Here is a 14,386-nt window from a genome sequence, read left to right as displayed (position 1 = left end):
CGGATTCCTCATGGAATAGACTGAACTGCTGTTCGAATCGAAAGGATCATCGCTCATAGCTCCTGATCATTTTCTAATCTCGGAAGGGGACAGGTTCTTAATTTTCTTGAACACTCTGCCGAAGTATGCTGTACTGGAGAATCCAACCTGGAGCGCAATCTCCCAGATTGGATCATTCGTCTCCATAAGTAATCTTTCGGCCTCATTTATTCTTAATAGATGGATGTATTCAATTAAGGTTTTACTAGTCATTTGTTTAAATACTCGGCAGAAATGATTAGGGCTAAGGTTAACGATTTGTGCTGCTTCATCTACCGTGATTGACTCTCGGAAACGTTCACGGAGTAGGTGAAGAAGATGAGGGAAATCACGTTCATTAACTCGTCTGGAAACTCTAGGGGATTCATCATTCTGACTGGCGTAGCGGAAGAAAAGCCCGAAAATTCGCAGTAGTTCTGCTTTAATAATCAGCTCGTGAGCAGGTTGTTTACTTTCGAATTCTTCGACAAGTCGACTGAAAGAATGACTGATTTCTTCAAGGTAAGGATCGTTTTTTTGAATCTTAGTTGGCCATTTATCTTGGTTTGTTAGATACGGAAGGAAGTAATGATTCTCGGTCACATCAAGCTCACTCCCTCTAACCAATCCTTCATTAAAAACAATACTCACAAATTCAGTACCTTCTACCAAGGGCCAACCGCCATGTAATTGCTTGGAGTTAATAAAGGCAAGCTCCCCAGGCTCAAGCTCCTCTATATCTGCATCAATCTGAATGCGCAGTTTACCTTTTTTCATGAAGACCCATTCAATATGATCGTGCCAATGGAGAGGGAACGAAGTCGAGAAGAAAATATTAATGGGAAATGTCTGATCGGGAAGCCAAGTTTTCTCTTTTAACATATTGACGGTCATGTGTAAAACACCTTCTTATGGGAGAAAATATCATGAAATAGAAACATCATGAACGATATTATCATATATAATCATGATTTTATAGATGAAAACGCTACGACTCTTGAAATATCATAAGATTGTACTATATTATCATAAATTTATGTCTATCAAACAATGGATTAATTGATTACATTATAGCAAGACCAACATCATGTTAGTATTACTCAATTCAAGGTCCACGTCGAAGGGAGAACAAATGATGAAACAATTACGTATAGGCACATTAGTAGGTGGCCCTGACGCTGTAAAGGTACTTCCACAAATTATTCCTCATGGATTCGAATCTGTTGCGCTCACATTCTGGCAGTCGACGCAACAGGTGGATTTATCTGAATTAGCTAAACAAGTGAAAGAAATTATAAATGAGAAGGATATAATCATATCCAGTGTTGGCGTATTCGGTAATCCTTTAACAGGTGAGGGAGATAATGCGGATACCTTGGCAAGTTGGGAGCGTCTGATTGATCATGCCCATGAATTTGGCACGGATTTAGTGACAGGATTTACGGGGCGTTTGCCAGGACCTATTGATGGATCGATGAAACGTTTCGCAGAAGTGTTCGGAGAGTTAAGTAAACGAGCTGAAGATCGTGGCGTACGCTTAGCGTTTGAGAACTGTGCTATGCATGGTAACTGGCAGGAGGGGGATTGGAATATTGCCCACAATCCTATGGCATGGGAAATGATGTTCAATGCCGTTCCAGCGGATAATATAGGGTTACAATGGGAACCTTGCCATCAAATGCTCGCATTGATTGATCCCATTCCGCAGCTTCGGAAATGGATGGGAAAAATATTCAATGTTCATGGTAAAGATGCTACGATTGCCTGGGATCTTATCCGTGAGTATGGGATTCATAGCTCGAAGGAATACGTATGGCACCGGACTCCAGGCTTTGGAGATACCAACTGGAGTGATATCATCTCCATTCTTCGTCAAGGTGGATATAGCGGAACGATCGACATCGAAGGCTTCCATGATCCGGTCTATCGCGATGATTGGGAAATGACAGGACAGGTTCATGCGCTGAATTATTTGAAACAATGTCGTGGGGGTCATTTTGTTCCTAATCCTTCTTATTAGAGGGTGATTGCACCGGCAGTTCGGGAACGGTGCGTTGGGACGGCACTCATCGACCTGAAAGTGAAGGGGTAGACCCGTATAAACCTGCTAATTTCTCTTCACCTGTTCAGAAGATTGAAGTACCCCTCTCTTGTCAGGGATGAGAAGGACATCAAGGGTGTCTAGATGAAATGTTTACGGCGCAGTCGAAAGTTCGAAGAAAGGTCAGAGAGTAAAGTTGGTTGAATTCAATTATAATAATGTTGGCCCCAATTCATAGGGAGATCTAACACTAATTAGGGAGAGAATAGGGATATGAAAAAATTTAAAGTAGGCATTATCGGTTGTGGTAACATTTTTCCAATGCATGCAAGTTCTATTCAATTATCAGATGTAGCAGAGTTAACAGCAGTCTGTGATGTGAAGGAGGATCGCGCGAAGCAAGCTGCTGAGAAGTATAACTGTAATTTTTATACGAGTTATGAAGAGATGATCGATCAAGAGGAATTAGACGTTGTACATATCTGTACTCCTCATTATTTACATGCTCCGATGACATTATATGCAGCGCGTAAAGGAACGCATATTCTTACTGAGAAACCGATGAGTATTAGTACGGAAGAAGCTAGACAAATGGTTGAGGTATGTGAGGAGAATGGCGTCACCTTAGGGGTTATTTTTCAGAATCGATATAATCCTGGATCGCAACTCATTAAGAACGCTATTGTTGATGGTAGTCTTGGACAAGTACTGGGAGCCAAATGTTCAGTTACCTGGAACCGCTCGGATGAGTACTATAGCTTAAGTGATTGGAAAGGTACATGGAATATGGAAGGCGGCGGGGTGCTCATTGACCAAGCGATTCATACGATGGACTTAATGCGTTGGTTTGTAGGCGAAGAAATTGAGTATGTCGATGCTCAGATTGGTAACCGAGCGCATGAGAAAATTGAAGTGGAAGATAGTGTGGAAGGCGTAATGAAATTTAAGAATGGCATCTTTGGGGGATTCTTTGCTGTGAATTACTACAGTTATGATGCGCCAGTTGAGATTGAGGTCCATTGTGTAAAGGGAATTGCCAAGATGGTTGCAGAGAGAGCGACGATTAAATATAACGATGGTACGGAGATAACGAAGGACACTAATCCAAATGAAGTTATTGATTATGGTGAAGGTGTGAAAATTTACTGGGGTGTTAGCCATATGAAGCAAATTCGTGAATATTATGAAACACTCGAGAGAGGCGAAACGCCTTTTATTGATGGCAAAGAAGCACTCAAGACACAAGAAATGATTGCAAGTATATATCAATCAGGCAAAGAAAATAAAAGAATATATTTATAAAAATTAGTCTGGAATCGAATCTTAGAGTCATATATTATTTATAATAACAAAAGCACGACGTTCCTAAGGTTCAAGGAGCGTCGTGCTTTTTACTGCCTTCTGATTTGGGTGCTAGGGTCTTTTACTTAGTCACTTCTTACTTTCAATCGAGACAGCATGAGCAATACATGGAATGCTTTCACCTTGTTGAAAGGTGAGGGGTGACAGAAGTGCGCCGGTAGCAACAATGAGAACACGGTTCAATTCCCCTCGGCGAATCCTGTTAATAATATGTCCGTAGGTAACGACTGCGGAACATCCACATCCACTAGCTCCAGATTGGACATTCTGCTTATCATAATTGTAGATCAACATACCGCAATCGGAGTAGGTTGTCTTATGCATAGGAATTTTGTGTTTCTCGAATAGGTCACAAGCAATATCATAGCCAACTTTAGAGAGGTCTCCAGTGACAATTAAATCGTAATACTCCGGCCCAATGTTCAAATCTCGAAAATGGGCTTCTATGGTATCTACTGCCGCAGGAGCCATAGCTGCACCCATATTAAATGGATCTTTCATCCCCATATCAACAATTCGCCCCATGGTCGCTGAAGTCACATAAGGCCCTTCACCTTTCAAAGAAAGTACAGCTGCCCCTGCTCCTGTGACCGTAAATTGAGCAGTTGGAGGCTTTTGAGATCCATATTCTGTTGGATAACGGAATTGCTTCTCTACACTAGCATTATGGCTGCAGGTTCCAGAGAGTACGTAATTGGCTCCATTTGTATTGACAATATAAGCAGAGAGAGCTAGGCTTTCCATCGATGTGGAGCAGGCTCCGAACAATCCGATGAAGGGAATAGTTAAGGTTCGAGCAGTAAAGGTACTACTGATAATCTGATTCATTAGATCCCCAGCAAGATAGAACTGAACTTGTCCTTCTTTTAGATTGGCATGCTGCAAGGCTAACTGTGCTGCTTCTTCCATAATGGCTCTCTCTGCCTTCTCCCAGCTATCTTGTCCCACATATAATTCCCCATGAATGACATCGAAGTCCTCAGCAAGAGGACCCTGGCCTTCGAATGGACCTACTACGGTCGCAGTGGAGATGATAGAGGGTTTATTCTCAAATATCCAACTTTGATGACCTTTTAGCATGTTAATCAACCTCCAGTCATTTTAATATCAAATATGAAATAAACAATAGCAATAATAAAAGCAGCTACTGTACCAAATACGATAACGGGCCCGGCCACTTTAAAAATACTACTACCTAGGCCGAGAACCAGTCCTTCCCTACGATGCTCAATCGCTGATGATGCCATTGCATTAGCAAATCCAGTAACGGGGACTGCTGTTCCAGCTCCAGCCCACTGGGCTAACTTGTCATATACTCCAAGACTGGTAAGTATGATGGAGATCATAACAAGCACAGCTACGGTAGGGTTGGAAGCTTTTTTCTCATCAAAACCACCCCAATGGATAAACATCTGCTGAATCGCCTGTCCTATGACACAAATTAAGCCACCAACGACAAAAGCACGTGCCAAATTTATGAAAGTAAATCTTCTGGGTTCACGGTGGGCGGCGAGATCTTGATATTGTTGTTGGACAGGCGTTAATTTCTCTTTGTCGCTTTTGCTGGCCATTTTGTATCATCTCCCTATGTAGATAGATTGAACTAAAATATGCGCTCCCAAGTACAATCAATTCTAAATAAAATCATGAATATGGGGGTACGTCTTTAGTTCAATCTATGTAGTTAATAACGGTTTGACATCTGCGATGACTTGCTCTAGTTGATCTGAGCATAGTCCAAACATTTGCTTGATCTCTGAGTTATCGACGGACAATGAGAATAACTCCAGATCAGCCTGACATTTCTTGAGATCAGCCATTAGCACAGCTCGCTTTTGTGGCTCTGGAACTATAATCTTGTCATCATATAAATCAACATGAAGCTCTCCATAGGTATCCACTTGGCCCAAAAAGACATTATCAAGAGACACACCGATTTTCTCCAGTTCGGTATTTAACCATTTGCGGTTATAGCCTGCGGAAGCAAGTGCTTCATCCATAATCTTTCCATCCAATATGGTAGCCTGCGGTTCAGTCTCAGGAGAGACTTTAATACCTAAATGAGAAGGGGTTATCGGTTGAAATTCCTTTTTCAACAGAACGTTGACTTCTCCGTTAGGCTCCATGATGGCAAATTCCACCTCAGCCACTTTAAAGGCATCCCTTTTACGAATTAGTTCAAGTAAATCTTCATTCGTTAAGCGTTCCTTTTTCAGGTTATCTTCCAATATTTTTCCATCCTTGATAAGGATTCTACTTGTACTGTCGATTAAATCACGTGCTTTTTTGCTCTTCAGCTGTAAGAATTCAATCCCTAATGAGGCTAATGTCCATACGACTACGGAGATTATTCCCAGATACCAATCACTATTGAGATCTAATGAAATATAGGCAGTTAAGCTACCAATAGTGATACCGGTAATGTACTCAAAAAAAGATAACTGAGAAATCTGCCTTTTTCCCAACAGTCGAGTTAAAACAAAGAGTACAATTACGGACACAAGTGTCCGAAGAACAACCTCAACCCAATTCTGCATGTTGTAAGCTTCCTCCATTCCAGTGATCTTTAACATTTAAATTATTTGCGAAAAATAGATTAATTATGTATTTTTTTTCACTCCGAAGGTTAGATTATAATTCGTACTCTCATTACAAGGAGGTGAAAACAACAATGACTGTTTCTTCCGATGTTAAAACATGCCTTTCTTCGTTAAAGAGTGCGCAAGCGAGCTTAGAGTCATTTGCCCTTGGTACGGAAAATCAAGAAGCAAAAACAATGTTCACAAGTGCTGCAGAGCAAACACAAACAATCGTGGATCAAGTACAGACTAGAGTTCAACAATTGGAAAACGAAGAGCCGCAATATAAAGGCTTCTAAAAACTAACGTCTTGTACATACAAGGCATGACAAGTAACCTTGATCAGCGTTATAGCTGACTCAAGGTTATTTGTTTAGTTATGAGAACCTGCTGGAAATGAAATTGTTAATGATTATTATGCATGTTTAATATCTCTACTCCGTAAGGTTCAAGTGTCAATGTGTTTGGATGTTTGATTCCAGGATAGAGCACACTCTCGTAGGAAGAATCTAAAGGAATACGCTGGAATTCCCTGCTCAAATTCAGAATGAACAAGAAGGATTGTGAATCACGCACGCGTACGGAGACTTGTACGCCCTCTGGAAGCTCAGGAAATATCATTAGGTCGTGAGCTTCCACTAGTTCCTCTATCAAGACCTTCATATAGGATTCATCTACATGAGTTCCTAAGTAGTAAACTTTACCTCTTCCGTGACTATTCACCGTAACCGCTGATTTTCCAGCGTAAAAATCATCCGCGTACCAAGCCAAGGTCTCGGCCGTAGTTGGTTTCAGAATGTCACACCACTGTGAACAGGAGTAGGAGATATCATCTGCCGTCACCATGTGATGAGGATCGTTACCAATGGGATCGTATTCTTCCACTTCCACTCCAGCACATGCGGATAGTAACCCAGGTAAGGGCTCCATGAGGCATACATTATTCATATTTTTAACACCTGTTCGGTGTGTGAAGATAATTGTTCCGCCAGCTTCAGCGAATGATGCTAAATTTGTAGCTACGGCAGGGTCCATTAAATATAGGCTTGGAGCAATGATAATCTTATAGTCTGACAAATGTTCCATCCAATTCAGGACATCTACACCGAGGCCAAGCTTCGTTACTGTACGATGCCAACATTTGATATTCTCATAATAGTCCAACCCTTCTGACTGTGGCTGAATATCTAAGGCTACAAGCTGATCATGGGAATGTAGTATGGCAATGTCATTGCGTAAGACCGTACCTGCAAGTGTTGATGAAAGAGCATTAACCTCTGCGCATACTTTAGTGAATTCTTCAAATCTACGACCGGGTATATTACTATGATCTATCAGACCATGCCAGAATTGTTCTGCTCCGATGTTGGCACTTCTCCAGCGAAATTGGACCACGGTATCTGCGCCTCTTGAAATCGCCTGCCAGATGTATGCGCGGATAAATCCTGGATAGGGTGTACGCCACATAGGCATCCAGCATCCAGGAGGTCCACTTAGTTGCTCCATAATCCAGAAGTTGCGTCTTTTAATTCCACGGGTAATATCTAATGATAAAGCCCCGCTATAAGGTCCTGTCGTTGTTTTATTAGGAGACGTGTTCGGATAATAGTCAAAAGCGGCCACATCCAAATTCTCTCCAAGTGGGTAGAGATCAAGCTTTTGCGGATAACTGTGGAAATTATGCGTGATGAAATGTTGAGGGCAGTTATGACGAATAATATCAATCTGGCGTTGTTGAAAAATATTGGCTGAGTGCGATTGGAATCGATAATAATCGAGTTGATAGGATGGATTCTGGAAAGGTGAGCCGCCTATAGGCGTGGTCACTTGTGACCAGCTGTTATATTCTCCACTCCATACAACTGTTCCCCACTCTTGGTTCACTTGTTCTAGACTACTGTATTTGTTCTGAAGCCATTCGCGAAAACGTGCGTTACATGACTCACAATGACAATAGGTTAAGCTAAACTCATTATCAGTCTGCCATCCAATGACAGCCGGATGGTCTTTGTAGTGTTGTGTAAGCTGCGCAACGATCCGTGATCCGTAGGAATCCATGGATTCACTATTAAAGCAGCGATGTCCACGGACCCCTGCATGATTAGGTTGTCCATTCGCTTGAATAGGCAAAATATCGGGACATTTCTCCGTGAGCCAACGGGGTGGCGTATGGGTAGGTGTACCTATAACAACTTGGATCCCTTGATCGTGAAAAAGAGCAATTGCATCATCAAGCCACTTGAAATCAAATAGGCCTTCTTTAGGCTCAAATCGACTCCAAGCAAATTCTCCGACACGGATGACTTTAACGCCGACCTCTTTCATTTTTTGTGCATCTTCTACCCACAAAGAACGGTCCCAATGCTCAGGGTAATAATCAACGCCCATTTGTACGTGTGAGAAATTATTCATTCGCGTTATTTCCTTTCATGATTACAATGATATAGTATTATTGCAGAATTGATTGTATTGTAATCTCATTGTATATCAATGAAATATGAGATAATATACTATCATTTTGTCAACTATGTCGTAATCTTGCGCTCAATTGAGGTGAAATAGTAATGAGAACACAGTACTTTCTTCCGAATGCAGGATATAAAGGTTATACATGTTATCCTGAGGCATTTGGACATTATATGGATCCACTGCATATGGAGAATAGAACAGCGGGGAGCTTCACAGCATTTAATCTACATATGGTTTTCAAAGGAAAGGGTTATATCTTTATTCATGAGAAGCAGAGCTGGGTGGAGTTGAGTGAGGGAAGTGGGTTTCTGTATGGTCCAGGACAAGTGCAGCAATATCGTGCTGATCCCAGTGATCCGTGGGATATTCGTTGGATTCATTTCAGTGGTCATGATCTGCATCAATTATTGAACGGAAGAGGTATAGGTGAGGTTTGGGTATTTTCATTTGGTCGCCAAGATCGCTTCTTGGAGCTAACAGATGAGTTGTTGCGGTATGGGCAATCTTTTGAAAGTGCGAATGAACCTAGATTATCTTCAATCTTGTACGAAATATTAGCCGAGTTAGCTCTCAATGCAGTGAATGTACAAGGTCAATCTTTACTGAATCATCATGAAAAAATACGGACTACCGCAGATTATATTCAAAATCATTGCATTGAACCGCTCACACTCACAGAGATGGCAGCTATTTCAGGGTACAGCACATGGTATTTCAATCGTATGTTCCGTCAAATTATGGGCAAGACTCCTGTGCAGTATGTGATGGAATCAAGAATTACATTGGCTAAACAGTTACTTGCTGCAAGTACCCTTACGGTTAAACAGATTGGACTGCAATGTGGATTTGCGAATTCGAGTTATTTTATTTATGTTTTTCGGAAATATGAAGATGTTACTCCTAATCAATTTCGCTTGTCGTATCCGTTCGGCTAATGAGCAAAAGAGCCGCCACTATCTCAGTGGCAGCTTGATTGATTTCTTATAGAATGGATAAAACCACTTCACACCTTGAGGTGTCAAAGTATCCGCAAGTAAATGAGAAAGATAACCTGTGGTAGCGACGGCCATGATGCCCTCAATATGTAGATTTCGCTCCATTTCTAAGCTTATGGCTGCCCAATAGAAGAGTGCCCATATCGTGTGTGTCATGCCACGATGATTGAGCCAAGGAGCCCAGGCCACAAATATTCCGAGCCCAATGAGTCCACTCATTCCGAGTAACCACCCACCGTATATCAGGCATCCTCCAACGATACTGACAAGAGCATTTCGAATGACCCCTTGTTTGGTCATGAATCCGATGAGTAAAGAGACCACGCAGACTACGGAATACTCAGGGTAGAAAGCTCCCCTAGATAAATACATATACGTAAGGAAGGTAATAAGGATGAAACTAAGCCAGACTAATAAAGTTTGGAGCTGTTTAGAGAACTTTCCGATTCTGGAACTCAGAATGCTTGGACCATCAAGGTCTGCACTGAGAGCCGAGAAGCCTGATACAGCCACATAAATAGCAGCATTCTCAATAGTAAACGGGTAGTAGAAAGTAGCAGCGACGCCGATAGCGACACCTATGCCGAGATGTGTGGTACCTTTCATGTGACCTCCTATGACTGACAAAGTTGATTGGACAAGCAGCAACGGCTTCGCCGCCTTAAAGGGAGGTTAACCGTTGCTCGTAGAAACATAAGTAAAGTAAGTAAAAATGTATACTTTCTTATATTTTTAAAAAACCAAACGTATGTTTGTTAATTATACACGTATGTGTGTAGTTCAGACAAGTTACCTTGTGAAGAATGGAATGCGGCAGGAAATAAGAATACAAGTGCAACCTTCCATGGATTTCCAACGTTTAGTGAATAAGGGTTACCTTCCAATATACATGACCATGGATGATAATGCTTTAATCTTAGTAGCTGGGGGTTATAAGAATGCGTAAACGGGGGTTTAATTGCTTTCTAATTGTATTCATGGTTTGTATATTGTTCATCGGCGGATGTGGTTCCTCAAGTAATAACGACAGTGCGGCTAATTCAAAGGTAAGTATGTCGGAAGAGACACCTATGGCCGATAAAGCGATGAGCGAACAGAAGAGTGAGACTACGGAAGCAGAGGCTGATAAGGAAAGTAGTTCTGTCGACAAAATGAAGTTAGATCAGAGCAATGTTTCTGGTTCGGAAGTACCTGTAAGTGGTGAAGGTTTTACCCGTGGTGATACTGCGGCAGGTCTGAATAAGAAGCTAATCTATAGAGCAGATATAGTGATGGAAGTAGAAGATTACGGTAAATCTCAATCAGAAATACGTAACATGGTGACACTTGCAGGCGGATACATTGTGGGATTTACAGAAAATCAGTCTAAGCAAGAGCAGGGTGGCACTTTTACTCTGAAAGTACCTGCCTCGGGATTCTCGCCATTCCTTGATAATTTGGAAAAGCTGGAGCATGAATCACTACAACGAAGTATAAATGGACAGGATGTTACCGAAGAATACATGGATCTAGAAGCGCGTCTCAAAACCAAAGAGCTAATGGAAATTCAATATACGGAATTTATGAAGAAGGCAACGAAGCCTACAGAATTAGTAACTTTCGCCAAAGAATTAGGCAAGATTCAAGAAGAGATTGAACAGACAAAAGGACGTATGAGATACATTGATAACAATGTTTCTTATTCAACGATTGAGATTCGTCTGTATCAACCGATAGTAGATAATATCGCAAACAATACAGTGAAGAAGCCAGCTCCACTTTTCGAACGGGCAAATGATGCATTAAAAGGTGCCATCAATATCATGTCACTCTTATTCCAATGGTTGGTTGTTATTGTATTCGCGTTACTCCCTTTCTTGCTGGTAGGTGGAGTTATAGGATGGTTGATATGGATTATTCGCAGAAATAATACACGTAAGCGTGCAGATCGTAGAGATCTCAATAGACAACATAATCATAAAATGTTCGATCCAGCTCATGATGAAAAGGACATGGATCATACCGCTCAGGTTGATGTAGATGAAGATAATCAAGCTAAGAGCTAGATTGTTATATCTTATTAAACGCTAGACAGATGAAAGGGGCTGTCCCATAAGTCATGAAAATGGCTAGGGACCCCCCTTTTTCTGTAGGAGCAAAATAGATGGTGTGAGAGGACGCTCCGCGAACGGATCGTTTCTCCAATCGCTGTGGTCTCCAAATTTCTGGATTGAAACCGCTAGCGGTTGAAATTCGGAGACCAAGGCGAACGCTATCGCTTTTACGAAATCGTTTCGTCCTCTGCGCTACCTTAAGCATATTTTTGCAACTTTTCAACCGAAAACAACACAAAAAAATCGCTCTTTTTGGTAAAATGGAAGTACGACCAACCATTCCAAAGGAGCGATTTCTTTTTACATTCAATATACCATGGACCAACTTTTCTTGCCAATGGATTTAGAAGAAGACATTCCACAAAATCACCTCGTTCGTCTTGTCAATGCTGCCGTAAATCGGCTGGACAAACGTTACATTTCCGAAAAACTAGCAAAGAAACTCAACCTAGTGGATATGAAATTCAAAAACGTCATTACCGAAGCCAAAACTGCGAGGGCTGTCCGCTAAAGGAACGTTGCACGAAGGCAGTAGGAAATCGGGAAGTTGTTGTCAGTTTGGAACGACTGCGGTACCAGAATCAGGCTCGGGAAATTCTGCGAAGCGAGGAAGGTTACGCCTTGGTACGCCGAATGACGGAACCAGAAAGTGTATTTGGACAACTGAAAAACAACCGGGATTCCGGAGATTTCTGCTTCGCGGCATGAAAAAAGTGACGCTTGAGGTCGGTTGGCTTTCACTTGCCCATAATCTACTGAAGCAAGCCGCAAATGACCAAAAACGCAGAGCAGCGATCCTCCAATAACCGGAGAATCGCTGCTCTATTGATTTTTACTATTTTGAGAATGAATAGTGTTTGTCTCCGCTCGTAGAAAATCTACTTTTGAAACAGCCCCTTTAGTTTATTATGTTATTTCTTTAATTCGATAATGATGTCCTGTAATACAAAATCTTCTTTCCCAATACCAGGCTTTGTTGGGATTAGAATTTCCCTCGGCCCACTCCTCGTTATTTCTACGGAACCATGATTATCAGGATTGTAACTTCTTAAGGTGATATGAGGAGTTACTATAAGTTTCGTTGCATTCTGTTCCAACTTTTCGATTGTTTTACTCAAGCTCATCGTATAAGAATCTTTACCTGATCCTCCATTACCTTCTCCTGAGTAGATATTCCCTAAATCATCTTTAATAGCTAATTCAACATATACCTCGTGCCATTTGTTACTTACCTTCTCGGAAACCTCTTGGTCGTAATAAATGATGACGGACATGGGATTGATGGAAATTTTATTTACACTTACTTTTACCCCATCTTGTTCAGCACTTTGGCCAATGAATTGTGATTTGCTTTCCGTAGCCTTTAAAGTAAAAGCAAATTCCCAGTTTCCTTTTATCTCTTGCTGTTTATCTTGATTGATGATACTGTCTAAATCCCACTTTATCTCTACGGTATCTTCTTTATTATTGGACAAATACGTAGCATTAAATATGCCTACATAATGATGTTTATCCACTTTCGAAATTTTTGAGCTGCCAGCCATGCCTTTTGACCCTTTTAGCATTGGATTGCCATGGATCATGAGATTCTCTCCTAAATCTTGTTCACTCTCTATAGAGTAAGTTAGTGTTACCGTATTTCCATCGTAAATCGCATCATTAATCGTTACTGTGATGCCCTCACTTTCTGTGGTCGTATTCATTGCGGTGGAATACTCCTTATAATTATCATAAAGACCTGTGCTTTCATTATTCAAAAAGCTAAAAATATCACCTATTACAGGGATGCTGCTGGCATATGCAGGAAACGTTATACCCAACGTTGTAAATGATAAGCCAACGATAATGGAAGCTACCGTCACGTACCTTTTACAACTTGTCACTTTTTTGTTCTTATTTATTGACTTTTTTAGCGTGCTTTTGATTCTAGATTTTTCGAGTTCGTTTACTTGCAATTCCTCAAATTCCTCTTCGACTAGGTTTATATCATTCAATAATTCATAAATATCCTTCATATTCCACTCTCTCCTAACATAGGGGTTATCGCATTTTTATTAAGTTTTTTCTTCCCTCTATAAATTCGATTATCAATTGCAGCTTTGGTCAAACCGAGTTTAAGTGAAATATCCTTAGTATTTAAGCCTAGAAAGAACTTCATGATAAAAATATCTCTTTCAACAGGCTCAAGATGATTGATTAACCTGATTAGTTCGGTTCTGTCTTCTTGGAGAATGAGTTCATCCTCTGCTGATTTTCCTGTGTTCAAATCCATATAATCTGAGCTGAATTCTATTTCCTTACTAGCTTTTCTGTAATAGTCAATTGATTTAAACTTAGCAATAGCGCATATCCACTTTCTGAAATCATGGGTGTCTCCGTTGAACTTTTTTGAATGGTTCCAAATGGCAAGGAAAACATCGTTAATACATTCTTCTATGACACCGCAGTTGTTAAGGGGAGCGAGAACTTTGTGAGTTATCCCTTTGATTAATGGCAAATATTTATCAACTATAAATTCCAATGCGTCTTCTTCTTGTCGCTGTAACCGTCGTATAAAATTTGTATCATTAGACTTCATGTGTCGATTCCCCTTATTTTTTGTAAAAGCGCTTCTACACCTTATACAACGTATTGAATGAGATTTTCTCTCACATTAGAATGAAACATTTAGGATGGTAAGCATAATTATAAAAAACACAATACAGTTACGAGGGAATTGCATAGGGATATTGAGCACATAAAGAAAAATGGATAGAGTCATCAGAGGGTTTCTGATGACTCTATCCATTTGATATCTAACCAGTACCCGCAGATAACGGTAGCATATAG

Annotated in this window: 13 protein-coding genes and 1 pseudogene; 6 read left to right on the top strand and 8 right to left on the bottom strand. The window is 40.8% G+C overall.

The features are described 5' to 3' along the window. Nucleotides 1-66 precede the first annotated feature (66 nt). Nucleotides 67-912, bottom strand: a complete 846-nt coding sequence (locus J2T13_RS00535; protein WP_429367316.1) for a helix-turn-helix domain-containing protein — start codon at nucleotides 910-912, stop codon at nucleotides 67-69. 238 nt (nucleotides 913-1,150) lie between these two features. Here J2T13_RS00535 and J2T13_RS00530 point away from each other — a divergent pair, with 238 nt between their 5' ends. Together J2T13_RS00530 and J2T13_RS00525 are read left to right on the top strand one after the other, a co-directional pair. Next, on the top strand, nucleotides 1,151-2,038 hold the full coding sequence (locus J2T13_RS00530) for a sugar phosphate isomerase/epimerase family protein (RefSeq protein ID WP_429367314.1): 888 nt from the start codon (nucleotides 1,151-1,153) through the stop codon (nucleotides 2,036-2,038). A gap of 294 nt (nucleotides 2,039-2,332) precedes the next feature. Continuing rightward, nucleotides 2,333-3,361, top strand: coding sequence for a Gfo/Idh/MocA family protein (locus J2T13_RS00525; RefSeq protein ID WP_429367312.1), 1,029 nt, complete (start codon nucleotides 2,333-2,335; stop codon nucleotides 3,359-3,361). Nucleotides 3,362-3,490: 129 nt separating this feature from the next. Here J2T13_RS00525 and spoVAD read toward each other — a convergent pair whose 3' ends face one another. From spoVAD to J2T13_RS00510, 3 genes are all read right to left on the bottom strand, one after another. Then, nucleotides 3,491-4,501 (bottom strand): stage V sporulation protein AD, encoded by a 1,011-nt coding sequence (gene spoVAD, locus J2T13_RS00520; protein WP_429367310.1) that lies wholly within the window; start codon nucleotides 4,499-4,501, stop codon nucleotides 3,491-3,493. A 5-nt stretch (nucleotides 4,502-4,506) separates the two neighbouring features. Then, nucleotides 4,507-4,992, bottom strand: a complete 486-nt coding sequence (gene spoVAC / locus J2T13_RS00515; protein WP_429367308.1) for a stage V sporulation protein AC — start codon at nucleotides 4,990-4,992, stop codon at nucleotides 4,507-4,509. Between the two features lie 105 nt (nucleotides 4,993-5,097). Next, nucleotides 5,098-5,958, bottom strand: a complete 861-nt coding sequence (locus tag J2T13_RS00510) for a DUF421 domain-containing protein (RefSeq protein WP_429367776.1) — start codon at nucleotides 5,956-5,958, stop codon at nucleotides 5,098-5,100. 134 nt (nucleotides 5,959-6,092) lie between these two features. On the opposite strand from J2T13_RS00510, the gene J2T13_RS00505 reads away from it, so the two are divergent. After that, nucleotides 6,093-6,299 carry a DUF1657 domain-containing protein gene (locus J2T13_RS00505; protein WP_429367306.1) on the top strand — a complete coding sequence of 69 codons (207 nt, stop codon included), beginning with the start codon at nucleotides 6,093-6,095 and terminating at the stop codon, nucleotides 6,297-6,299. A gap of 106 nt (nucleotides 6,300-6,405) precedes the next feature. Here the strand turns inward: J2T13_RS00505 and J2T13_RS00500 are convergent, their stop codons facing one another. Beyond that, nucleotides 6,406-8,412 carry a beta-galactosidase gene (locus J2T13_RS00500; protein ID WP_429367304.1) on the bottom strand — a complete coding sequence of 669 codons (2,007 nt, stop codon included), beginning with the start codon at nucleotides 8,410-8,412 and terminating at the stop codon, nucleotides 6,406-6,408. 152 nt (nucleotides 8,413-8,564) lie between these two features. On the opposite strand from J2T13_RS00500, the gene J2T13_RS00495 reads away from it, so the two are divergent. Further along, a complete protein-coding gene (locus tag J2T13_RS00495; protein ID WP_429367302.1) occupies nucleotides 8,565-9,404 on the top strand; it encodes an AraC family transcriptional regulator in 840 nt (279 codons plus the stop codon). A gap of 18 nt (nucleotides 9,405-9,422) precedes the next feature. Here the strand turns inward: J2T13_RS00495 and J2T13_RS00490 are convergent, their stop codons facing one another. After that, complete coding sequence (locus J2T13_RS00490; RefSeq protein WP_429367300.1) at nucleotides 9,423-10,070, bottom strand: metal-dependent hydrolase; 648 nt, start codon at nucleotides 10,068-10,070, stop codon at nucleotides 9,423-9,425. A 332-nt stretch (nucleotides 10,071-10,402) separates the two neighbouring features. Here J2T13_RS00490 and J2T13_RS00485 point away from each other — a divergent pair, with 332 nt between their 5' ends. Both J2T13_RS00485 and J2T13_RS00480 read left to right on the top strand, forming a co-directional pair. Next, the gene (locus J2T13_RS00485) at nucleotides 10,403-11,509 is read left to right on the top strand and encodes a DUF4349 domain-containing protein (protein ID WP_429367298.1); all 1,107 of its coding nucleotides are present in this window, start codon (nucleotides 10,403-10,405) and stop codon (nucleotides 11,507-11,509) included. A 447-nt stretch (nucleotides 11,510-11,956) separates the two neighbouring features. Further along, nucleotides 11,957-12,363 (top strand): annotated as a pseudogene (locus tag J2T13_RS00480) (transposase); the annotation flags it as partial. A 105-nt stretch (nucleotides 12,364-12,468) separates the two neighbouring features. Here the strand turns inward: J2T13_RS00480 and J2T13_RS00475 are convergent. Both J2T13_RS00475 and J2T13_RS00470 read right to left on the bottom strand, forming a co-directional pair. Continuing rightward, complete coding sequence (locus J2T13_RS00475) at nucleotides 12,469-13,572, bottom strand: DUF4179 domain-containing protein (RefSeq protein WP_429367296.1); 1,104 nt, start codon at nucleotides 13,570-13,572, stop codon at nucleotides 12,469-12,471. Next, complete coding sequence (locus J2T13_RS00470; protein ID WP_429367294.1) at nucleotides 13,569-14,135, bottom strand: sigma-70 family RNA polymerase sigma factor; 567 nt, start codon at nucleotides 14,133-14,135, stop codon at nucleotides 13,569-13,571. The genes J2T13_RS00475 and J2T13_RS00470 overlap by 4 nt, the downstream gene beginning before the upstream one ends. Nucleotides 14,136-14,386: the final 251 nt, after the last annotated feature.

The sequence above is a fragment of the Paenibacillus sp. DS2015 genome (assembly GCF_050433705.1).
In the GTDB taxonomy this organism is placed as follows: Bacteria; Bacillota; Bacilli; order Paenibacillales; family Paenibacillaceae; genus Paenibacillus_AQ.
Note: the sequence above shows the minus strand (reverse complement) of the source record. Positions and strands in the feature narration are given on the sequence as shown.